Here is a 21301-nt window from a genome sequence, read left to right as displayed (position 1 = left end):
CTCATCCTGCCATCCGAGGCCCGGGGCGGGTCCTGCGCTCCCGGGTGCTCGTCATCCACAGGGCGGTCATCCCCGGCACGCGCCACGACGTCTCGACCCTCAGTGAATCCAGTGAGCAAGAGCCTGTCCCTCCGAATCGAACCTCTTCACTGGACAGTCCGATACGCCACCCTTCATCCCGGGGCGGGGCCAACAATGGCTCGGGACAAGGAGACAGCTCCAGCTCGCTCCCCAGGTTGACGAGCAACAGACGGTCCCCCTCCGCCTCGCTTCCCAGGTAGCGCAGCAGGAAGGCGCTCTCGGAGAGGACGGCCCCCATCAGCTGGCCCCCCTCCTGCCGGGCGAGCACCGGGTCCTCGCGGCGCAGGCGCAAGAGCTCGCGGTGCAACGTGAGCGGCCCCACGCGTCGCTCCCGCTCACTCCAGTCGAGTCGGGAGCGGTGGAAGGCGCGCTCATCCAGGGGCTCCTCGTACCCCTCGCGCTCGAGGGCGTGGCGCGCGCTCTCGAACTGGCCGATGAACGCGTCGCGTCCCTGGCGCACCACCGCCTGCAGCTCCGGCTTGTGGTCCACGAAGTAATGGAACGGGGAGTCGGCGAACCACTCCTGGCCCATGAAGAACAGGGGCGTCTGGGGCGACAGGAGCCACAGCGTGGTGAGCACCCGCGCGCGACGCTCGCCGCCGACGTGGTGCAGCCGGTGGCCTCCGAGCATGTTGGCGAGCTGGTCGTGATTCTGGAGGTAGAAGACACACGCGCTCGCGGGCACGCGCCAGAGAGGACCGCCGCGGGCCTTCTTCTGCCAGCGGTAGTACTGGCCCTGGTAGAGGGAGTTGCGCAGCACGCACGACAGGAGCTCCTGCGCGTTGCCGCGGTAGTCCTGCAGGTACGCCTCGGCGCGCCCGGTGGCCGCGACGCGGGCCGAGTGGTGGAAGTCATCCACCCAGAGCCCATCCGCGCCCCAGCCGCCCTGCTCGGGCACGCGGACGCACCGCGCATCCTGGGGTTCGTTCTCCGCGATGATGAGCACGGCGCGTCCACCCGCCGCCTCGCGCGCGGCCTGGGTGATGACCTGGACGATGTGCCGGGGCCCGTCGTCATAGAGGCTCTGCGTCGCGTCCAGGCGCAAGCCATCGAAGTGGTACTCGGCCATCCACGCGCAGGCGTTCTCGACGAAGAAATCGCGGCAGGGCCCCGCGTCCTCGCCGTCATCGAAGTTCGTCGGCTCGCCCCACTCGTTCGGGTACTTCTTCGTGAAGTAGCCAGGGGCGTACTGGGCCAGGTAGTTCCCGTCCGGGCCCAGGTGGTTGTAGACGACGTCCAGCACCACGCCGAGGCCCAGCCGGTGCGCGGCCTCCACGAAGGCTCGCAGCGACTCGGGGCGACCGTAGGCGGGAGTGGGCGCGAAGAGCTGCGCGCCGTCATAACCCCAGTTGAAGCGGCCAGGACACGTGTGCAGCGGCATCAGCTCCAGGCAGGTGATGCCCAGCTCCGCGAGCAGGGACAGCTTCTCGCGGGCCGCCTCGTAGGTGCCCTCGGGCGTGAAGGTGCCCACGTGCAGCTCGTACAGCACCTGGCCTCGCATGGAGGCGAGCCCCTTCCAGTCGCCGTCGCTCCATGCGTGCGTCCACGGGTCCACCACCTCGCTGTGTCCGTGCGGCCCGTCGGGCTGGAAGCGCGACGCGGGGTCGGGGAACTCCTCGCGATCATCGAGCCGATACTTGTACAGCGCGCCCACCGACACGGGATGGACGCCCTCGAAGTAGCCTCGCGCATCCCGGGTGAGGGCCAGCGGACGCGCCGCGCCCTGGACGGCGACCTCGACCATGCGACGGCGGGGCGCCCAGACTCGAAAGTGCGTGCCGCCCGGCCCCACGGGCCTGGCTCCCAACGTCCCTCGCCACGTCATTCCCCCGACCTCCCATCGGGCGCCGGACGCGGACCTGCGCGAACGAGGCACCAGCACGAACAGTAAGACGTGGCGCTCCCGGCGGCGACGGACGGAAGGAGCACCGCGGCTGCTCGCCGACCCAGCTGAACCGCGGTGCCGGCCCTCCTGCCGGCAGCGCGGGCCCTCCGTCATGCCCGGCACGAGCGGGAGCGGCCTTCCACATCCACCCGGGGCGGCCCCTCCCTCGCGAAGGCCTGTCGAGGAAACAGGAGGACCACCGCACGCTCATGCCCGACAGACGTCCTCCCGCGAGGTCGGACGGTCGAGCAACCGGGACACCCACCCGCGAACACGGGCGCGGCCAGGCGACCCGGCGTTCAGCGCGCGCCGGTCACCCTCCCAGCGCGAGGGATTCAGCGCCCGGTGAGCGGCGCGGGAATCCGGTGCTGCGTCCAGGCGAGGACCTCCTCGAGCGTCTCGCCCGGGGCAATCTCCGTCGCCTCGAACACGGCGGCGCGGCGGAGCTGTGCCCCCGCGCCCACCTTCACCTCGGCGCCGAGCGACACACCCGCGCCCACGACGACGCCCTCCGCGAGCGACACGCCCCGCTCGAAGTACGCGGGCCCCTCCACCCGGGCGGCGCGCACGTCCGCCTCCGGATGCGCCCACGACGCGCCCGGCCCCCGCACCGTCCCCGCGAGCGGCGAGGCCGCGCCCAGCCACTCCAGCCGCACCTGCCCCGCGAGCACGTCTCGCACCGTGGCCAGATAGCGCGACGGCGTCCCCAGGTCGGACCAGTACCCATCCACGCGGACGCCCCGCACGACCTGCCCCGCCGTCATCGCGCGCGCGTAGACCTCCCGGTTGATGTCCTCGGGCCCCTGCGCGCTCATGAAGTCGAAGACGCGCGGAGACATCACGTGCACGCCGGTGAAGTGCCACGGCGTCAGGCCCTCGCCTCCGGGACCATGGCCCGCGATGCGCTGGACCTGCCCCGCGCCGTCCAGCTCCACCGCCGCGTACTTCTCCCCCTCCGGCATCGGCTGCAACACCATGGTCGCCAGCGCACCGGACGCCTGGTGCATGGCGACCACGGGCCGCAGGTCCACCGGGTAGAGGATGTCCCCGTTGAAGACGAGGAAGTCCCCGTCGGAGAGGAAGTCCCTCAGGCCCCGGATGCCGCCACCCGTGCCCTGGATGACGGGCTCGCGCACCACGTGCAGCGGCAGCCCCGCGCGCGCGCACTCCTCGCGCGCCACCGCCTCCATCGTGTCCGGCAGGTGGTGCGTGTTGATGCCCACCGCCGTCACGCCCGCGGCCTTCAGCACCGCCAGGTGGTAGCGGAGCAGCGGCTGCCCCAACAGCGGCAGCGCGGGCTTGGGCCAGCGCTCCGTCAGCGGACGCAGCCGCGTGCCCAGCCCCGCGCAGAGGACCATCGCCTTCATCGTCGCCTCCCCTCCCTCGGTGCCCGACTCAGGCGGCCAGCTCCGGGACGTACTTCGCCACCAGCGCCTGCAGCCTCGCGAGCTCAGGACGGTGCCGCAGCGCCTCGCGCACGTAGCGCAGCGACGCCGGGATGGACACCAGGAAGCCCGGGTTGCCCTTCACGCGGTTGATGAACTCGAAGCGCCCCGCGTCCTTCAGCTTGCGCTGCACGGTGAGCAAATCGAAGAACGCCTTGAACGCCACCGGGTCGATGCGCTCGCCCGTCTCCTGCTGGAACGTGGCGATGTAGCGGTCCAGCATCGAATCCACGAACGCGCGGTCCAGCTCCACGTAGCTGTCGCGCAGCAGCGCCACCAGGTCGTACTGGCGCGGGCCCTGGAGCGCGTCCTGGAAGTCGATGACCACCAGCTCGCCCTCCTTCACCATGATGTTGCGGCTCTGGTAGTCGCGGTGCGTGAAGCCTCGGGGCGCGGCGGCCAGCTGCTTGGCGATGTCGCGGAAGATGGCGTCCAGTTCGGCGCGCTCGTCGGCCGTGGGCTGCTTGCCGCTCCACGCCTCCAGGCCCCACTCGCGGAAGTGGTGCAGCTCCCAGTCGTACAGGTCCTCGTCGAACGCGCGCGTGAAGGCCAGGCAGTCCGGGTCCTGGTGCTTCTCCGCCTGGGCGCGCAGCTTCGCCAGCAGGTCCACCGCGCGGGTGTAGAGCGCCTCGCGGTGCTTGCCGCCCTCCAGCGCGGACTCGAAGGTGATGTCGCTCAGGTCCTCGAGCACCATCATCCCCGCCGGCTCGTCGTAGCGCAGGATTCGCGGCACGCGCACGCCCAGCTTCTCCAGGTAGCGGTGCACGTTGACGAAGGGCAGCTCCTTGGGCGGCTCACCCTTGGTGGCCTCCTCGCTCTTCTTCTTCGCGTCCAGCGGCATCTCCATCACCACCCAGCTCTCCGGGGGGGCGCCGACGCGGTAGTACGAGCGGTTGCTCGCGTCTCCCTTCAGCTTCTTGATGGGAGCCTGGGGTACGGGACGGCCAATGGCCTGTCCCACCTGGTCGCGCAGGGCGGCCTCGAGTTCCATATCGACGGGGTTCTCCAATGGGGATCTTCGAGAAGAAGATGGCCCGCGAGTATGGGAGGGGCGACTTTCCGCGTCAAAGGCCGGACACGGCGGATGCCCCCTGGCCGCCCGGCCTGTCACGTACGCGACGGGCCTGCCCGTGTCCGTCGCGCCGCGTCGCGAGGCCGGTCGCCCCCAGACAGAGCAGGCCCCGACAGCGCCCTACCCCCGGGGACAGTGGGATGAGCACAGCGGGGAAGGCCCCCGGGGAGCACACTGTTGCTCCCCGACGGGGGAGATGGTCTCCCGCTGTCGACCGGGCCGCGCGGGCGGCATATAAGACGCGCCGCGAACCCCCTTTTTTCTGGAAGCCGTGATGGACATCCACGACAACATCCTCAGCGCGATTGGCAACACGCCGCTCGTCAAACTCAACAAGCTCGTCGGTCCCAACGACGCGACGGTGCTCGTCAAGTGCGAGTTCATGAACCCCGGCGCGTCCATCAAGGACCGCATGGCGCTGTACATCATCGAGAAGGCCGAGCGGGAGGGGAAGCTCAAGCCCGGCGGCACCATCGTGGAGAACACGTCCGGCAACACCGGCATGGGCGTGGCGCTGGCGGCGGCGGTGAAGGGCTACAAGTGCATCTTCACCATGCCGGACAAGATGTCCCTGGAGAAGATCAACCGCCTGAAGGCGCTGGGCGCGCAGGTGGTGGTGACGCCGACGAACGTGCCGGCCGAGGACCCGCGCAGCTATTACGAGACCGCCAAGCGCCTGCACCGCGAGACGCCGGGCGCGTTCATGCTGAACCAGTACCACAACCCCGACAACATCGAGGCGCACTACTCCCTCACCGGCCCGGAGATCCTCGAGCAGACGGGCGGCAAGGTGGACTACTTCGTCTCCGGCCTGGGCACCGGCGGGACGATGAGCGGCGCGGGCAAGTTCCTCAAGGAGAAGATTCCGGGCCTGAAGAACGTGGGCGTGGACCCCGAGGGCTCCGTCTACGAGGGCTACTTCAAGACGGGCAAGCTGACCGAGCCGCACGTCTACAAGGTGGAAGGCATCGGCGAGGACATGCTGTGCGGCGCCATGGACTTCAAGGTCGTGGACGACGTGCGCCAGGTCGATGACCGCCAGTGCTTCGCCGCCGCCCGCCGGCTCGCGCGCGAGGAGGGCATCTTCGCGGGTGGCTCCTCCGGCGCCGCGGTGCACGTGGCCGTGCAGCTGGCGAAGGAAGTGGGCAAGGGGAAGACCATCGTCGTGGTGCTGCCCGACTCCGGCAGCAGCTACATCAGCAAGTTCCACTCGGACGAGTGGATGCGCGACAACGGCTTCGCCGAGGACAAGGGCACGGGCACCGTGCGCGACATCCTGGGCAGCAAGCAGCGCGACGTGAAGACGGCGCGCAAGGGCGACCGGGTGGACCAGGTCGTGGAGACGATGCGCGGCCATGGCATCAGCCAGATGCCGGTCGTCACCGAGGACGGCCGCGCGGTGGGCATGGTGCACGAGTACGACTTGCTCAACGCGCTGGTCGCCGGGAAGGTGAAGTTCGCCGACAGCATCGACGCCATCGTCGCGCCGCTGCAGGGCGCGCTGTCGCTGGACACGAGCATCGCGCGGCTGCGCGAGGTCTTCGCGCAGGACAACGTGGCCGTCGTGAAGGATGGCGAGAAGGTGGTCGCCATCGTCACGAAGATCGACCTCATCGACTTCCTGCACCGCACCGCGGCCTGACGCCGCGCCTCCGGGCACCGACGTCGTTCACACGGAGGGCCTCTCACCGTTCGTCGGTGGGAGGCCCTTCGTGCTCGCGGGGCCCGTGCGCGCTAGCTGGCCCCGGTTCCGTCCCCGGAGGACGTGTTGAGCTTGCGCTTCTTGAACTGACGCTCGGGCAGGTCGTCATCGTCGCCCTCGTCTTCGAGCGGAGTCCACCGGAGGGCCAGGGGCGCGTAGCGACACGTCAGGTGCCTGCCGGCGAGCTGGTCCAGCGCCGTCAGCGGGCGGCGGCAGTCCGAGCAGCGCTCTTCCTTCCGCTTCTTCTCGCGCTGGGCGTGGACCGACTTCTGGCGGAGCACCTCGACGATGACGCCGTTGTGGTCGCTGTAGGCGTAGGCCTTTCCGTCCAGGGCGAGGAACTTGTCCGTCAGCCCGTGGAAGACGAACGCCGGGTTGGCGGTGGAGTCGTTCTCGTCGAACCCGAACACCTTCCCGTCGCGAACCACCGCCGTCATGTGCGGCGTGCACGCGATGTCGAAGTGCGTCTTGAAGGTGCTGTTCGTGCCCGAGATGCTGAACACGTTGTGCCCGCCGAAGCCGACGAGTTCCTGCTGGTCGTCGAGCACGCTCGACACCCAGTCCCCACCGCCGAGCTGATTCTTCAGGGTGCTCGGGACGAAGTCGCTCTTCGGCTGGTTGGTGTCGCCCATCACCAGGTCGAGCTTCTCCTTCGTGGTGACGTTCCTGGCGTTGTTCGCCAGATACTTGATGACCCGCGTGCTGTCCTTGCAGATGGCGTTGGGCGTGTGCACGAACGCCATCAGCCAGCCCATGACCCTCAGGATGACGCAGCGGGCCTGCTCGTCCTTGTTGTCGTCGGAGGTGAGCGTGTACGGGAACAGCTCGATGTCGCTGTCTCGGAGGTTCAGGTCCTCGCGCAAGAGGACGGTGAAGCGGTGGCGTGAGTCCCCCGTGGGGTTCATCCCCGTGACGACCCGATAGCCCCCCACGGAGCTCACCCCCAGGTCCTGGAGCAGGTCTGTCGTGAAGGCCTCGCCCAACACGATGATGTCCGGCAGGCGCACGCTGGGGAGCTCGCCCTTGGAGCGCGTCCGGTTCATCACGCTCTTGGTGATGGTGTCGATGACGCCCTTCATGAAGCTCAAGAGCAGCGCCTTGCCCTCGCCGGGCTCGCCTCGCTCCTTGTCGTAGCGGGCCGAGAGCTTCTTCGACTCGTTCTGGGTCGCGAACTCAATCGTCGACGAGGGGAAGGTCATCTTCTTCGCGACCAGGTCGTAGACCGGCGTCTGGTAGGTCAGCTTCCGGTCGTCGTCGAGGGTGTAGATGTCCTCCGCGTGGGACTGGGTCCCGTGCTTGAACGAGTTGCCCATGAGCGCCGTCCCCAGGGAGTCCTCCTTCTTTCCGGTGGATTCCAGCGACTGGTAGACGATGATCATCTCGTGCTCCCCCAAGGCCCGTGACAGGGCTGACCGCGTGAGCGTAGCCGGGCGGTGTCCGCCAGGAAAGGCAGCGGCGGGTCGGGCCATTCATGTCCGAAAACCGCGAGCGTGCGGGGCGCTCGGGTGACACTGTCCAGGGCATGGACCTGCTCGACACAGACGCTTGCTACCGCGCGCTCCAGTCGCGGGATGCCCGCTTCGACGGCCGACTCTTCGTCGGGGTGACGTCCACCGGCATCTACTGCCGCCCCGTCTGCCCTGCTCGCACGCCGAAGCAGGAGAACTGCCGCTTCCACGCGTCGGCCGCCGCCGCGCAGGAGGAGGGCTTCCGGCCGTGCCTGCGCTGCCGCCCGGAGACGGCGCCAGACCTGGCCTCGTGGCGGGGCACGTCCAACACCGTGTCGCGCGCGCTCGCGCTCATCGCGGAGGGCGCGCTGGACGGAGGCGAGGCGGGCGTGGACGCGCTCGCCGAGCGGCTGGGCGTGGGCGACCGGCAGCTGCGCCGCCTGTTCAAGCAGCACCTGGGCGCGACGCCGGTGGCCGTGGCGCAGACGCGGCGCGTGCTCTTCGCCAAGCAGCTCATCCAGGAGACCGGGATGCCGCTGTCGCAGGTGGCGCTGGCCTCGGGCTTCGGAAGCATCCGCCGCTTCAACGAGACCTTCCAGGCGCTCTACCAGCGGCCGCCGGGCGCGCTGCGCCGCAAGAGCATGACCGAGGAGCCCGCGGACGCGGGGGTGACGCTGCGGCTGCGCTACCGGCCTCCGTACGACTGGGCCGCGATGCTCGCCTATCTCTCCGCGCGCGCCATCGAGGGCGTGGAGCGCGTGCATGGCGCGAGCTACCAGCGCACCGTGTCCCAGGACGGCGCCGTGGGCACGGTGGAGGTGTCGCACGAGCCGGGGCGCAACAACCTGGTGGTGCGCATCCGCTTCGCGCGGGTGCAGGCGCTGCCGGCCATCGTCGCGCGGGTGCGCCGCGTGTTCGACGTGGGCGCGGACATCGAGGCGATTGGCGAGCACCTGTCGAAGGACCCGTTCCTCGCGAGCCTCGTGGCGCAGAGGCCCGGCCTGCGGGCCCCGGGCGCCTGGGACGGGTTCGAGCTGGCGGTGCGCGCCATCCTCGGCCAGCAGGTGACGGTGACGGCGGCGCGCGGGCTCGCGGGGCGACTGGTGGCGCTGTGCGCCGAGGCGTCCGTGGAGGGCCTGCCCTCGGGGCTGACGCGGGTGTTCCCGTCACCGGAGAGCGTGGCCCGTGCGGACTTGAGCACGCTGGGCATGCCATCCGCGCGCAAGGCGACCCTCAAGGCCATGGCGGAGGCGGCGCTGGCGGACCCGCTGTTGTTCCAGCCGTTCGGCACCGTCGAGGAGGGCATCGCCCGGCTGCGCTCCATCCGCGGCGTGGGCGAGTGGACCGCGCAGTACATCGCCCTGCGCGCGCTGCGCGAGACGGACGCGTTCCCCGCGAGCGACGTGGCGCTCCTGAGGAGCGCGGCCACGCACGAAGGCGCGCGCCCCACGCCCGAGGCGCTGCTGCGGCGCGCGGAGCCCTGGCGGCCCTGGCGGGCCTACGCCGCGCAACACCTGTGGGCCGCGGACCCGGGACCGCGGCCTCGACTTCCGGAGGTGCGTCATGGCTGAGACGACTCGATTCCTCATCGACAGGACGGACACGCCCATCGGCGAGCTGGTCATCATCGCGGACCGCGAGGGCCACCTGCGCGCCGTGGACTGGACCGAGCACGAGGCGCGCATGCTCCAGTTGCTGCGCCTGCACTACGGCGAGAAGGGCTACACGCTGGAGGAGGCGCGCGACCCGGGCGGGCTCACCGTCACGATGCGCGCGTACTTTTCCGGCAAGCTCGACGTCATCGACACGCTGCCCGTGAGGACCGCGGGCACCGACTTCCAGCGCGAGGTGTGGGCCGCGCTGCGCTCGATTCCGTGTGGGAGCACCGTCTCCTACTCGGAGCTCGCGCGGCGAATCGGCCGGCCCACGGCCGTGCGCGCGGTGGGACTGGCCAATGGCGCGAACCCCGTGGGCATCGTCGTGCCGTGTCACCGCGTGGTGGGCGCCAATGGCTCGCTCACGGGTTATGGAGGTGGCATCCAGCGCAAGCGCTGGTTACTCAGCCACGAGTCCAGGGCCCTGCCCCTTTTGAAGTCCTGACGTCGACGCGGGCCCACGCCCCCACACCCCTCGAGGACCACCCCATGCCTGTCGCGCCTCCTGATTCGATTCGAGCCTTCCGCCAGCTTCACGAGGCGGGGCTGTTGTTGCTGGTCAACGCATGGGACGCGGGCAGCGCGCGCGTCATGGAGAGCCTGGGCGCCAAGGCGCTCGCCACCACGAGCGCGGGCGTGGCGTGGGCGCAGGGGTATCCGGACGGAGACGCGCTGCCGGTGAGCCGGCTGCTGGACACCGTGGCCTCCATCGCACGCGTGGTGAAGGTGCCGCTGACGGTGGACATGGAGGGCGGCTACTCGGACGACCCGAAGGTGGTGGGTGAGGTGGCGCTCGGCGTGCTCGACGCGGGGGGCGTGGGCATCAACCTGGAGGACGGCTCGGGGAGTGCGGACCTGTTGTGCGCGAAGATTGAAGCGGTGAAGCGCGCGGTGGCCGGGCGTGGGTTGGACTTGTTCATCAACGCGCGCACGGATGTGTTCCTGAAGGGCATCGGCCCCGCGGACAAGCGCGTGGAGGAGACGCTGTCGCGGGCGCGTCGCTACAAGGCGGCGGGCGCGGACGGGCTCTTCGTGCCGGGCTTGAAGTCGCCCGCGGAGATTCGCGTCGTGACGTCGGAGGCGGGGCTGCCGGTGAACCTGATGGCGATGACGGGGTTGCCCGCCGCGTCGGAGCTCGCCACGCTCGGCGTGCGCCGCGTCAGCGCCGGCGCCGGCATGGCGCAGTCCATCCTGGGCCGCGTGGCCGCGCTCTCCACGGAGTTCCTGCGGGACGGCGCCGCCGCTCCCGCGCCGGAGGCGGGCATCTCCTATCCAGTGCTCAACAAGCTGATGGCGGAGCGCTGACCGGCCCCCGCGAAGGGCGTCGCCCGTCTCCCTCCATCGCGCGCCGGGGCCGGTGCGCGCCGCGCCGAGGTGCGAGCCCTCGGCACGACCCGGCGCGCGAGGAGATGCCCCCAGGCTCGCGTCTCATTGCCCCGGGGGCCTGCCCGGGGCACGACAAGCGGGTGGCCGGGTGCGGAGCCCCGGCTCGCGATGCTCCAAGGCGAGACCTGATGCGCGAGAGGACGGCCGCACGGGCTCGGGAAACCTCGCCCCGAGGAGCCCTACTTCGCCGCGCTCCCCTCGGGCCTGCGGGCGAACAGCGCGTTGGCGACCTCCGTCATCACCACCTCGCCATGCTGGTTGCGCACCTCGAAGCGGAACTTGATGGCGCCTCGGTCCGCCTTGCTGCGCGACGGCGTGGTGGAGAGCACCTCGAAGCGCGCGGTGAGCGCGTCACCGGGACGCACGGGCTTGAGCCAGCGCAGCTCGTCCAGCCCCGGTGAGCCCAGGCTCGCCGTCTTGCTCAACAGGTGCTCCACCGCGAGCTTGTGGCAGATGGACGCGGTGTGCCACCCGCTCGCGATGAGGCCACCGAAGATGCCCTCACGCCCACCCTCGTCACTCAGGTGGAAGGGCTGGGGGTCGAACTGCTTCGCGAAGGCGATGATCTCCTCGCGGGAGACCACATAGGGCCCGGCCTCACTCGCCTCACCGGGTTGGAAGTCGTCGAAGTAGCGCATGACCTCTTCCATAGGCCGCTCGACGTGCCGCGGCAACGCCTTGCGTCCCCGCCCCGCCTCGCCTCATCGATTGCTAGATTTCCTTATTAAGTACGCTTCATGACAGACTGACGGGGCCTCATCCCGACATCACCAAGGAGACACGGATGTTCGCGAAGCTCGAGCGCCAGCGGTCCCTGTTCATGTTGCTGTGCACCCTGCTCGTGGTGGGGCTCGCCGCCCTGTCCACGGGGGAGACCTCCGCCGCGCTCGTCCAGGACGCGAGCGAGACGACCTGTGAGGAGACGGTGAGCCTGCCGCCCTCGGACATGACGCTCGCCACCAGCGAGCACTCCAACGCGGCCTGTCGCCCCACCTGCGTGGGCCCGTGTTGGTTCTGCCTGTTGGGTGTCTGTGAAAACCGCTGCATGTAGACACCCGCCAAGGTCCTGAAGACAGAGGGCCACGCATTCCGGTGGGGTCACCCCGCCCCATTGACGCCATGTCCGTCTGCCTTGGTACATGGCGTCCATGTTCCTGGATTCCTCAGCTCGCTCGACTCGAACGTTTTTCTTATGGGTATCCCTGCTCACGTGGAGTTCCGGCTGTGATTCAGCCGAGCCCGTGACGCCTGTCGTCGAGCCCGTCTCCACGACCCAGGCCCGGTTGGACCCACCGACGTGGTTCCGCGAAGTGGCCTACGTGGCGGCGCCCCCGTGTCCCACGGGGACGAACGACTACTCCCTCATCGACAATTGCTACAACGAGGAGAACCCGCAGCGCCCCAGCATCTTCCGGGAGCTGAGCACGGCGTGGCGCCCCCACCGGCCCACCGCGACGTCTCCGTTGTCCTTGCGGCCCCCGGCGCTGAACGGGGTGATGCAGCCGTTCCCACCGGCCGAGTACGACCAGGGCTGGGGGGCACCGAAGCTGCCGGAGACAGCGGACGCCGCCCAGGCCATCCAGGTGCTGCCGTACAACCGTGGCACCAACGACGGACGGCTCTTCGTGCGCGGCGGCTGTCGAGGCTGCGCGGAGGGCTCCACGCTCTACACCTTCCGTCCCGAGACGCTCGGGCACGACTTCCGCTACGACTTCGCCACCCAGGGGACCCACTTCGTCCAGCCGAGGCAGCCCGGGGCACGGCTGCATCCGTTCACCTACTTCAACCCGATGGCGACGTTCCTCACGGCGAAGAACAACGGCGACTTCCCGGACGCGCTGCACAGCACCACGTGCGAGGACTCGATGAGCGCCATCACCCAGGGCACCCACGGGCGCAACCCGGTGGCGTGCTCGGCGCGCTACGAGGCGGGCTCGCCGCTCATCCAGGGCGACTGCTACGACATCTCGCTCGTCTACGGCCTGGTGTCGTCCGCGGGGAACCACTGGGAGCTGCGCTCGGTGGACCTGACGGTCTTCGCGCGCAATCCCAAGGCGCTGACGACCGGCAATGCGACGACGGGGGACGCCTCCGGCTGGGGGCTCTGGGTGTATCCGCGCAACCCCGAGGGTGAGGTCAAGGCGCTGCCCACCTGGCAGTTGCCGCCCTTCCGTCCATTCAACATCCACGAGTCCAACTGGAGCGACATGAGCGCGGGCTCCGCGTACGCCCGCCCCACCGCTCCGGACACCATCGACTGGCCCCGACTGTTCAGCACCAGCCCGACCTTCCGTTGCTACACCCCGGTGATGGTGTGGCCGCTGCCCGAGCCCCTCTACTTCCGGGACACCTCCGCCGCCGCGCCCAAGTGGTGCCAGTTCTTCGACCGGCAGAGCTTCCAGAACGTCTATCAAGTGGAGGATGACGGGGACGCCGTCATCGGCAATGGCGGCAACTGGAGCGGCGTCGTGGGGTGGACCCCTGGCACGGGACAGAAGCCCTATGCCCTCTTCGAGCCGGCGGTGAGCGGAGACGGCAAGCTGCTCGTCGTCAACATGCACGGGCTGTACTACGCCGCGTCGGACGTGAGCTGTCGCGCGTCGGAGTGGAGGCACTTCAAGCCCATCAGCATGATGCCGATGGACCCGGCGGTGAACACCCGCTACGAGATGGCGAAGTCGCAGGTCGTCGCCGGGCGCAGGTCCCAGCCGTTCCGGGACACGCTGGGCAATCCCATCCCCTTCGGCACGCTCAATCAATGGGCCTATCCGTGGATGGACCGCGAGGGGAAGAACCTGTTCTTCGCCGCGAAGAACCACCCGCATGACGGCTACTACGCAAGGCAGGTGGTGCGCGAGGACCGCGGCAGCGCCGCCCCCGCGCTGACGGACTCCACCTCCAGCCAGCCCCCCGACTCGGACCGGGCGCGGTTCAACCCGGACCGAGCGCCCGCGCAGGCCATCAGCGTCCTGGGCGCGTGGACGCGGGGCAAGGCGGTCATCCTCGACAATGGGCTGAACCTCACCGACATGACGGGCAACACCGAGGACAACCTCCAGCGCACCTACTCGCTGCGCCTGTACTCGGGCGACGACATCACCTTCTCGCCCAAGGGCAGCTCACAGTTCTTCTCGTTCGAGAACCAGCTCAACCACTTCGATGGGATGCGCCCCACGCTGCCGTTCGACGTGGTGTGGAACGTCCAGTCCACCAACCAGCGCAACGCGGAGGTGGCGTTCGACGACTACCTGCACAAGCGCGCCTTCGTGGTGGCGCACATGAACGCGGCCATGCGCATGGACGTGAATCCCCACGCCACCGCGACGCGCGCGGAGACCTTCCCCCAGGATGGCTTCGTGCCCCTGGGCGACGTGAATGCCTACGTGCGGGGAGGCGCGCTCGCGGCCTTCGCCTTCAAGCGCAACCCGCTGGTGCAGAACGCGGCCACGGGCGGCCCGATGTCCGGCATGGATGGCCCCCAGCCTCCGTCCTCGGTGCGGCTGCGCGGCGGCGCGCGCGTCGAACCCGTGGCGCTGGGCGGCGTCAGCGGCAAGGGCGTCTGGCTGGATGGCCGCAATGACTTCATGGACATGGGCTATCCGGTGGATGGTTCGCGGCGCGATTGGCTGTTCAGCCTGTGGCTCGACTCACGCGAGGAGCTGTTCGTGCGGCCCGGCGCGACGCAGGTCCGGGGCACGCCCCGCACCCTGTTCTACTTCTCCGACAACTCGTGGGTGGGCCTGGTCCAGGCGAGGGACGCCAACGGCAACTTGTGGCACGAGCTGGACGTGTACAACGGCGCGACGGGGCAGCGCTTCACCACGCACCTGGGCACGCTGGTGCAGCCCGGCCGCTACTTCCAGTTCGGCATGAAGGTGATGACCGAGCAGGGGCAGCGGAAGGTGGCGTTCTACATCGATGGGACCTGGCACTCGACGCTCACCGTCGCGCCCCACGACATCGGCTTCGACCCGATGTGGAACTCGATGAGCGGGTGGACGTGGATGACGGTGAGCGACCCGGGGCCCGCCTTCGTGCCGGGGCAGCCGCGGCTGCCCTTCTTCGGGTGGGTGGACGAGCTGCGCATCTACGCGCTGTCGCCCGCGGACATCCAGGCCGGGTGGACGGATGAGCTGATGTGCAACCAGGCGCTCGGGACGACGGTGGACATCGGCCTGCGCCGGGGCGAGCCGTGGGACCCCACGCTGGAGAAGCTGCGCTTCCGCTCGAGTCGCTACCCCGGCGCGCGCTGGAGCATCTGCGAGCAGCTGCGGCTGGGCTCGTATCTGGAGCCGCTCGACTACCCGGCGCAGTACGGGGACCACCTCTGCATCGACCGGGTGCACAAGAATCCCCGCGTCGACCCACTCCTGGCGTCGCGCTGCCTGCGCGCGAGTCTGATGGGCCTGCCCACGCTCCAGGCCACCACGCCGCGCCCGGACACCAGCGCCAACGCGTTCTGCCTCGCGTGCCACACCCCCACCACGCAGCTGCCTGGACTGAAGCTGGGCGCGCTGACGTCGGGGACGGGGCCCCGGTTCCAGGACCGGCGGCGTCAGCCCATGAACGTCCCCGCCGTCCTCGGCGGCGTGGTGCCGCCCTGGCTCTTCACCGGCATCGACCAGCCGGATGGCACCCGCACCCTGGACCACTACTTCGACCACTTCCCCGCGCCCTGAGCACGGGGAGTGAAGGGGCGCGGGCCACGCGAAGCCCGCGCCCCTTTTCATGGGAGACTCCGTATCACTCGCATGTCTTCTCATCTCCCGACCAAGCAGCCCGTGACGTGCGCCGTCTGCGCGAACGAAAGCAAGCACAGGCCTCCTCGCCACATCACCCGCAGAGAACTTCCCGAACTCGATGGCCGTCCGGAGGGACAGGCGTTCTCCAATCTGAGCCTCAACCTCCATGTGTGTCCGACCTGCGGCTACTGCGCGGAGGACCTCTCCACCGCCCACCCGAGCGCGGACGACGTGGTCCGCTCGGAGGCTTATCGCGCCCTGTCGAACGGCCTGGGTCGAGCCATTGCCGTCCGCCGGGCCCTCCGCCGGGTGATGCTGGCCGATGCCACGGCAGACCGCGATGATGCCGTGTCCGCCCGGCTCCTCGCGGCCTGGGTGCTGGAGCTCTGCGAGAAGGCGAAGCCGGCACGCCAGTACTTCTCCGAGGCCGCCGACCTGATGCTGGCCACGCCCCCTCCCGCACACTGGGAGCCCAGCGGGGATGTCGACTGGAAGGGATGGCGCGGCCTCCAACGGGTGGACGTGCTGCGCCGCGCGAACCGTCACGGTGAAGCCCTGCGCGAGGTGGCGCGCGTGCGCGAGGTCCGCACCTCCGCATTGGTCGAGCGGCTCCTGACGTTCGAGGAAGCCGCCATCGCGCAGGGTGACACCGAGTCTCGTACCGTCCGCGAGGGGCTCGGCATCGGTCCACGCACGGGGAACCAGGAGCCGAAGGACCCACTCCTCGCGTATCTCCTCGGGTACTACGGGCAGCACCTCACGGACATGGAGCGGCGGGCCGCGTTCCTGGAGACGTACGACACCGACGCCGGGCCCCGCTGGGCCACGGACCATCCCCAGGTGCTCGCGCTGCTCGCGGAGGGGAAGGAAGGCCTGGCCCGCCACCTCGAGCGCCGGCTCCTGGCCGAGCACCCCGACACCGTCGTCATCAACCGGTGTCCGAAATGTGGCGTCCTCGCCAGGACCCCCAGCGCCCGACAATGCCGCGCCTGTCCCCACACCTGGCGCGAGCCGAGCCACTGAGCCAGGGGCGTATCGTTCACCGGAGCCCGGGTAGGACACGGAGAGAACCCATCTCTCCGAGATTACCTGGCGCGTAGGGCGCTAGACTTCGGGCCCTATCTCGCCAGGAGGATTCGAATGGGTGTCAGGACATGGCTGGCCGCGCTGGGCATCACCTTCGCGGGGCTGGGCTGTGGCTCGGATGGATCGCGCGGCGCCGAGGGACTCCAGGGGCCGCAGGGCCCTCAAGGGCCTCAAGGTCCGAGCGGCACCGCCTGGGAGGTGGGCGAGGGGCTGACGTTGGAAGGCAACGTGTTGAGCGTGCGCTACGACGGCGCCAACCCGCCCGTGCCCACCAACGACCCCCGGCTCACCGACGCGCGAGCGCCCCTGGCGGGCAGCGCGCACTACGTGCAGAACAGCCTGGCGGTGCAGACGGGCTCCTTCGCGCTCTCGGGCTCGGGCACCACCCATGGCCAGCTGTCGACGCGCTCGGACCTGCTCGTCGACGCGGCGTCCACCGTCGAGTCCTCGATTGCGCTCCTGAAGGTGCAGAACACCACCTCCGCGGGCGCGAGCTGGAAGCAGTTCCCGGTCTTCACCGTGGACTCGGCGGGAGGCCTGGTGGCGAGCGGCGAGGTGGACAAGGGGCTGCTCCCGGTGTCGGGCACGGGCACTCGCCTGATGTGGGCGCCGGGCTTCGCGGCGTTCCGCGCGGGCTACACGGAGGCGCAGTGGGATGAGAGCAACGTCGGCGACTTCTCCTGGGCGGGTGGCTATCGCTCGCTGGCCAAGGGGACCGCGTCCTTCGCCATGGGAAAGGACAACATGGCGCGCGGTGACAGCTCCATCGCGCTGGGCGCTGGGAACACCACCAGCGACGTGGGCGGCATCGCGCTGGGGAGCGGCAACAACGTCACCGGCCTTGCCGCCATCGGCTTCGGCACCGGGAACAACGTCTCGGGCCGCGGCGCGGTGGCGATGGGCGCGAGCGTCCAGGCCACTGGCAACTACAGCTTCGCGTTCGGACAGGATGTGTCGACGAACGGGAAGACGGGCGCGTTCATCTTTGGAGACCGCTCCGGCGTGAGCACGGCCAGCATCGCCAACGACAACCAGTTCATGGTCCGCGCCGCGGGCGGCGTCCTGTTCTACACGAGCGCCAACCTGGGCTCGCGCTGCGAGCTGCGCACGAACTCCGCGGGGTGGGAGTGCTCGTCGGACCGGAACCTGAAGGAGGACTTCCGTCAGGTCGATGGCGAGGCGCTGCTGACGAAGGTCGCGGGGCTGCCCATCACCACGTGGCGCTTCAAGGGCGAGGCGAGCGAGGTGCGTCACCTGGGTCCGGTGGCGCAGGACTTCCACGCGGCGTTCGGCCTGGGCGCGGGCGACAAGACCATCGGCCAGTTGGACATGGACGGCGTCAACCTGGCCGCCATCCAGGCGCTGGAGGTCCGCACGCGCGAGCTGCGCGAGAAGACCGCCGAGGTCGATGCGCTCAAGAGCGAGCTCGCCGAGCTCAAGCGCGGCCTGTCCCGACTCGAAGCGGCCATCCAGGCGAAGGACTCGCGGCACTGATGGGGTGAAGGCTCGCCACGGCGAGAGGTCCGCCGTGGCGAGGGCTTCAGCCGCTACGGGACCTCCGCCGCGCCGCGCACGGGCGGCTCGGGCGCATCGGCCACGTCCTCCAGCCGGTCCGCGGGGGGCAGCGGAGGTCGGGCCCGCAGGAGCTCCGGCATGCGGGCCGGGTCGTCGATGGGCCCTGGCACCGACTCCAGCGACTCCAGCTTCTTCGTCGACGTCAGCCACGTCGTCGGCAGCGTCTTCGTGAGCGTGAGGGTGTCGCGCACGGTGCCCGTGGAGGTGATGAGCCGCGCCGTCAATGTGCCTCCGTCCACGGTGACATCCATGAAGCCGTACACCTGGTTGTCACGCAGCGCCGTCCACGAGGGCTGGCTGCTCGGGAAGGAGCGCAGCGTCGCGCCACCGCTGCCGACCACGACGTAGGGGATGCCGCGCGTGCCCGACGGCGCCACCGCGTCGCCCTTCATCGGCTTGCTGCGCTCGTAGTTGTGGTCATGCCCCATGAGCACCAGGTCCACGCCGTGCTTCTCGAACATCGGCGCATAGGCGCGACGCACGGTGAGCTGTGAGCCGTGCTCGCCGCTGGACCAGGCCGGGTGATGGAAGAAGACGACCTTCCACGGCAGCTTGCTCGCCGACAGGTCCTGCTCCGCCCACGCCTGCTGCGCCGACGGCGAGCATCGGTCCGAGGACGCCATGCCGATGGCGCAGTTGGAGTCGAGCGCCACGAAGTGCACGTTGCCCCAGTCGAACGAGTAGTAGCGCTCGCTCTTCGCGGGGTTGTTCGCCGGCAGGTAGAAGTTGTCCAGGTAGGGCTGGCCCTGGTCCGTCACGTACTCGTGATTGCCCAGCACGGGGAACACCGGCACCTCGCGCAGCAGCGCCGCCATGGGCTTGAACATCCGGTCCTGGAACTCCTGGTCCGTGCCGGACGCGTAGGCATTGTCCCCCAGCGCGACGAGGAGCTCCCCGCGCCACTCGGGCTTGTTCATCACCGCCATCACCTTCGACTGCGCGGAGCCGCCCGTGCCGAAGTCGCCCATCGTCGTGAAGCGCACGCGCGGCGTCCCCGGAGCCGACGCCGTGCGGAACGTCCGAAGTCCCGTGACGGAGCCACACGCCTCCACGCTGTAGCCATAGGACTGTCCCGGCTGCAGCCCCTCCAGCTTCACCACGTGACGCCAGCCCGCGACGGTGGCCGTGGCCGTGCGCGCCAGCAACGAGCCGTCACCGAAGCGCACGAAGGGCGTGCACGACACGCCCGAGCGGAACGCGATGAGGGCGCTCGTGGGGCCCACGCTCTGGAGGTACGGCAGGCGCGGCAACACGGGCCCCGAGTCCGCCATGGGCGCGGGCGGCACCGTGCGCTCACCGCACGCTCGCGCCTCGGTGATGGAGGCCCAGTCGTTCACCGTGTTCCCATTCACGATGATGCGCACGTAGCGCGCCTGACGCGTGCTGAACGCATACGCCTGCGCCTGGGTGTTCAGCGCGCTGTCGCCCGCGAGGGCCTGCGTGAAGCTCACGCCATCCATCGACGTGGAGAGGACGAAGTGGTTCTGTCGCTCGTTGCCGCGGTGCCAGGCCACGGCGACACCCGCGATGGACTGAGAGGTGCCCAGGTCCATCGTGAGGAACGCGCCTACGCCCGGCCCGCTCCAGCGCGTCGACACATCGTCGTCCTGAGAATTCGCGGCGACGCTGCCCTCGCCGTCATCGCCACTCGCCGTCGCGAGCTGCGTGGTGAGGATGCGGCAGTCGGGCGCGGTCAGCGGAGTGCCCGCGACGACGGCGGCCTCGGGGGCGGGCGTCTCGACGGGGGCGGACTTGTCGTTGGCGGAGAGGGGCTCGTCACAGCCGGAGGCGGCCGAACACAGCACGCCCAGCAGGCAAGCGGAGAGACTCGGTCGGTTGCTCATGGTCGGCCCCCAATCGGCCCGCACCGCTGAACATTCCGATACCCGACAGTCGCGCTCCCTCCCAGGCGGCTGGGCAGCCGAGCGCGAGTCGAGGCCGCCAGGGCGCGCACGGACGAAGGGCCTCCATGCGTCCCGAGCAGGGGGAGCAAGGAGGCCCTGGGTCAGCGGCCTGCAGGACGGAGGCGCGGACTACTTCGCCGCGTCGAGCGCCTGGGCCAGGTCATCGATGAGGTCCCGCGAGTCCTCGATGCCCACGGACAGGCGGATGAAGCCGTCGGCGATGCCGAGCTTCTCGCGCGTCTCCTTGGGCACGGAGGCGTGGGTCATGATGGCCGGGTGCTCGATGAGGGACTCGACGCCGCCGAGCGACTCGGCGCACGCGAAGACCTTCACCGTCTTGAGGAAGGTGCGCGCCGACTCGAGGCCGCCGTGGATGTCGAACGTCAGCATGCCGCCGAAGCCCGTCATCTGCTGCTTGGCGAGCGCGTGCTGCGGGTGCGTCTCCAGGCCCGGGTAGGTGACCTTCTTCACCTTCGGGTGCGTGGCCAGGTACTGGGCCACCTTCATCGCGTTGTGCGCGTGGCGGTCCATGCGGACGTGGAGCGTCTTCACGCCGCGCAGCACGAGGAAGCTGTCGAAGGCGCCGGACACGCCGCCCACCGCGTTCTGGAGGAAGTACATCCGCTCGGCCACGTCATCGCGGCTGGTGCAGACGAAGCCGCCCACCACGTCGCTGTGTCCATTGAGGTACTTGGTGGTGGAGTGCGCCACCACGTCGAAGCCGAGGTCCAGCGGGCGCTGGAAGTACGGCGTCATGAACGTGTTGTCGGCGACGGCGAGGATGTTGTGCTTCTTGGCGACCTGCGCGATGGCGGCCAGGTCGATGAGCTTCAACATCGGGTTGGTGGGGGTCTCCACCCACACCATCTTCGTCTTCGGCGTAATCGCCTTCTCGAAGGCGCCCGGCTGGGACAGGTCGACGAAGGAGAAGTTCAAGCCGCAGCGCTTGTAGACCTTGTCGAACAGGCGGAAGGTGCCGCCGTACACGTCGTCGGAGACGATGACGTGGTCACCGTGATCCAACATGTGCATCAACATGTCGGTGCCCGCGAGGCCGGAGGCGAAGGCGGCGCCGTACTTCGCGCCCTCGAGCGCGGCCAGACAATCCTGGAGCGCCTTGCGGGTGGGGTTCTGCGTACGGCTGTACTCGTAGCCCTTGTGTTCCCCCGGCCCGTCCTGGACGTAGGTGGAGGTCAGGTAGACGGGGGTCATGATGGCGCCCGTCGTGGGGTCCGGCTCCTGGCCGGCATGAATGGCGAGGGTGTCGAAGCGCATGGCGGGGGGACTAACACAGGCCCCCGGGCCGCGCATCAGCACCTC

At 69.7% G+C, this 21301-nt stretch carries 15 protein-coding genes; 8 read left to right on the top strand and 7 right to left on the bottom strand.

Features of this window, described 5'->3' with window-relative positions; translation table 11 throughout:
- Window position 1 precedes the first annotated feature (1 nt).
- The 3 genes from treZ to LXT21_RS19780 all read right to left on the bottom strand — a co-directional run bounded on the left by treZ (window position 2) and on the right by LXT21_RS19780 (window position 4402).
- Window positions 2–1906: a malto-oligosyltrehalose trehalohydrolase gene (gene treZ, locus LXT21_RS19790; protein ID WP_254039707.1), complete on the bottom strand. Its 1905-nt coding sequence runs from the start codon at window positions 1904–1906 to the stop codon at window positions 2–4.
- 395 nt (window positions 1907–2301) lie between these two features.
- Window positions 2302–3333 carry a nucleotidyltransferase family protein gene (locus LXT21_RS19785; protein WP_254039706.1) on the bottom strand — a complete coding sequence of 344 codons (1032 nt, stop codon included), beginning with the start codon at window positions 3331–3333 and terminating at the stop codon, window positions 2302–2304.
- Between the two features lie 28 nt (window positions 3334–3361).
- Window positions 3362–4402, bottom strand: a complete 1041-nt coding sequence (locus LXT21_RS19780; RefSeq protein WP_254039705.1) for an aminoglycoside phosphotransferase family protein — start codon at window positions 4400–4402, stop codon at window positions 3362–3364.
- Window positions 4403–4757: 355 nt separating this feature from the next.
- Between LXT21_RS19780 and LXT21_RS19775 the strand changes: the two genes are divergently transcribed.
- On the top strand, window positions 4758–6125 hold the full coding sequence (locus LXT21_RS19775) for a pyridoxal-phosphate dependent enzyme (protein WP_254039704.1): 1368 nt from the start codon (window positions 4758–4760) through the stop codon (window positions 6123–6125).
- Between the two features lie 92 nt (window positions 6126–6217).
- On the opposite strand, the gene LXT21_RS19770 is transcribed toward LXT21_RS19775, so the two are convergent.
- Entirely contained in the window at window positions 6218–7564 is a 1347-nt protein-coding gene (locus LXT21_RS19770) for a hypothetical protein (protein WP_254039703.1), read from the bottom strand.
- A 143-nt stretch (window positions 7565–7707) separates the two neighbouring features.
- Here LXT21_RS19770 and LXT21_RS19765 point away from each other — a divergent pair, with 143 nt between their 5' ends.
- The 3 genes from LXT21_RS19765 to LXT21_RS19755 are packed head-to-tail and all read left to right on the top strand — an operon-like array spanning window position 7708 to window position 10593.
- Window positions 7708–9204 (top strand): AlkA N-terminal domain-containing protein, encoded by a 1497-nt coding sequence (locus LXT21_RS19765; protein WP_254040117.1) that lies wholly within the window; start codon window positions 7708–7710, stop codon window positions 9202–9204.
- Window positions 9197–9733 carry a methylated-DNA--[protein]-cysteine S-methyltransferase gene (gene ogt, locus LXT21_RS19760; RefSeq protein WP_254039702.1) on the top strand — a complete coding sequence of 179 codons (537 nt, stop codon included), beginning with the start codon at window positions 9197–9199 and terminating at the stop codon, window positions 9731–9733. Before LXT21_RS19765 ends, ogt begins: the two co-directional genes overlap by 8 nt.
- A gap of 44 nt (window positions 9734–9777) precedes the next feature.
- Window positions 9778–10593, top strand: coding sequence for an isocitrate lyase/PEP mutase family protein (locus tag LXT21_RS19755; RefSeq protein WP_254039701.1), 816 nt, complete (start codon window positions 9778–9780; stop codon window positions 10591–10593).
- A 260-nt stretch (window positions 10594–10853) separates the two neighbouring features.
- On the opposite strand, the gene LXT21_RS19750 is transcribed toward LXT21_RS19755, so the two are convergent.
- The gene (locus LXT21_RS19750; RefSeq protein WP_046717697.1) at window positions 10854–11312 is read right to left on the bottom strand and encodes a MaoC family dehydratase; all 459 of its coding nucleotides are present in this window, start codon (window positions 11310–11312) and stop codon (window positions 10854–10856) included.
- A gap of 146 nt (window positions 11313–11458) precedes the next feature.
- Between LXT21_RS19750 and LXT21_RS19745 the strand changes: the two genes are divergently transcribed.
- The 4 genes from LXT21_RS19745 (at window position 11459) to LXT21_RS45200 (ending at window position 17996) form a co-directional block, all read left to right on the top strand.
- A complete protein-coding gene (locus LXT21_RS19745) occupies window positions 11459–11725 on the top strand; it encodes a hypothetical protein (RefSeq protein WP_254039700.1) in 267 nt (88 codons plus the stop codon).
- 190 nt (window positions 11726–11915) lie between these two features.
- The gene (locus tag LXT21_RS19740; RefSeq protein ID WP_254039699.1) at window positions 11916–15353 is read left to right on the top strand and encodes a hypothetical protein; all 3438 of its coding nucleotides are present in this window, start codon (window positions 11916–11918) and stop codon (window positions 15351–15353) included.
- 72 nt (window positions 15354–15425) lie between these two features.
- Window positions 15426–16439, top strand: a complete 1014-nt coding sequence (locus LXT21_RS19735) for a hypothetical protein (RefSeq protein WP_254039698.1) — start codon at window positions 15426–15428, stop codon at window positions 16437–16439.
- Between the two features lie 117 nt (window positions 16440–16556).
- A complete protein-coding gene (locus LXT21_RS45200) occupies window positions 16557–17996 on the top strand; it encodes a tail fiber domain-containing protein (RefSeq protein WP_267145415.1) in 1440 nt (479 codons plus the stop codon).
- 53 nt (window positions 17997–18049) lie between these two features.
- Here LXT21_RS45200 and LXT21_RS19725 read toward each other — a convergent pair whose 3' ends face one another.
- Together LXT21_RS19725 and LXT21_RS19720 are read right to left on the bottom strand one after the other, a co-directional pair.
- A complete protein-coding gene (locus tag LXT21_RS19725) occupies window positions 18050–19921 on the bottom strand; it encodes a metallophosphoesterase (RefSeq protein WP_254039697.1) in 1872 nt (623 codons plus the stop codon).
- A gap of 189 nt (window positions 19922–20110) precedes the next feature.
- A complete protein-coding gene (locus tag LXT21_RS19720) occupies window positions 20111–21256 on the bottom strand; it encodes a cystathionine gamma-synthase (protein ID WP_046712210.1) in 1146 nt (381 codons plus the stop codon).
- Between the last annotated feature and the right edge of the window lie 45 nt (window positions 21257–21301).

It is taken from the genome of Myxococcus guangdongensis, assembly GCF_024198255.1.
Lineage (GTDB): Bacteria > Myxococcota > Myxococcia > Myxococcales > Myxococcaceae > Myxococcus > Myxococcus guangdongensis.
This window is presented reverse-complemented; position numbering and strand designations above follow the sequence as displayed.

Bases quoted from the DNA above. Each gene is read 5' to 3' on its own strand.
- LXT21_RS19785 (WP_254039706.1), bottom strand. From the start codon at position 3,333: ATGAAGGCGATGGTCCTCTGCGCGGGGCTGGGCACGCGGCTGCGTCCG.
- LXT21_RS19725 (WP_254039697.1), bottom strand. From the start codon at position 19,921: ATGAGCAACCGACCGAGTCTCTCCGCTTGCCTGCTGGGCGTGCTGTGT.
- LXT21_RS19755 (WP_254039701.1), top strand. From the start codon at position 9,778: ATGCCTGTCGCGCCTCCTGATTCGATTCGAGCCTTCCGCCAGCTTCAC.
- LXT21_RS19770 (WP_254039703.1), bottom strand. From the start codon at position 7,564: ATGATCATCGTCTACCAGTCGCTGGAATCCACCGGAAAGAAGGAGGAC.
- LXT21_RS19750 (WP_046717697.1), bottom strand. From the start codon at position 11,312: ATGCGCTACTTCGACGACTTCCAACCCGGTGAGGCGAGTGAGGCCGGG.
- treZ (WP_254039707.1), bottom strand. From the start codon at position 1,906: ATGACGTGGCGAGGGACGTTGGGAGCCAGGCCCGTGGGGCCGGGCGGC.
- LXT21_RS19775 (WP_254039704.1), top strand. From the start codon at position 4,758: ATGGACATCCACGACAACATCCTCAGCGCGATTGGCAACACGCCGCTC.
- LXT21_RS19735 (WP_254039698.1), top strand. From the start codon at position 15,426: ATGTCTTCTCATCTCCCGACCAAGCAGCCCGTGACGTGCGCCGTCTGC.
- LXT21_RS19780 (WP_254039705.1), bottom strand. From the start codon at position 4,402: ATGGAACTCGAGGCCGCCCTGCGCGACCAGGTGGGACAGGCCATTGGC.
- LXT21_RS19765 (WP_254040117.1), top strand. From the start codon at position 7,708: ATGGACCTGCTCGACACAGACGCTTGCTACCGCGCGCTCCAGTCGCGG.
- LXT21_RS45200 (WP_267145415.1), top strand. From the start codon at position 16,557: ATGGGTGTCAGGACATGGCTGGCCGCGCTGGGCATCACCTTCGCGGGG.
- LXT21_RS19745 (WP_254039700.1), top strand. From the start codon at position 11,459: ATGTTCGCGAAGCTCGAGCGCCAGCGGTCCCTGTTCATGTTGCTGTGC.
- LXT21_RS19720 (WP_046712210.1), bottom strand. From the start codon at position 21,256: ATGCGCTTCGACACCCTCGCCATTCATGCCGGCCAGGAGCCGGACCCC.
- ogt (WP_254039702.1), top strand. From the start codon at position 9,197: ATGGCTGAGACGACTCGATTCCTCATCGACAGGACGGACACGCCCATC.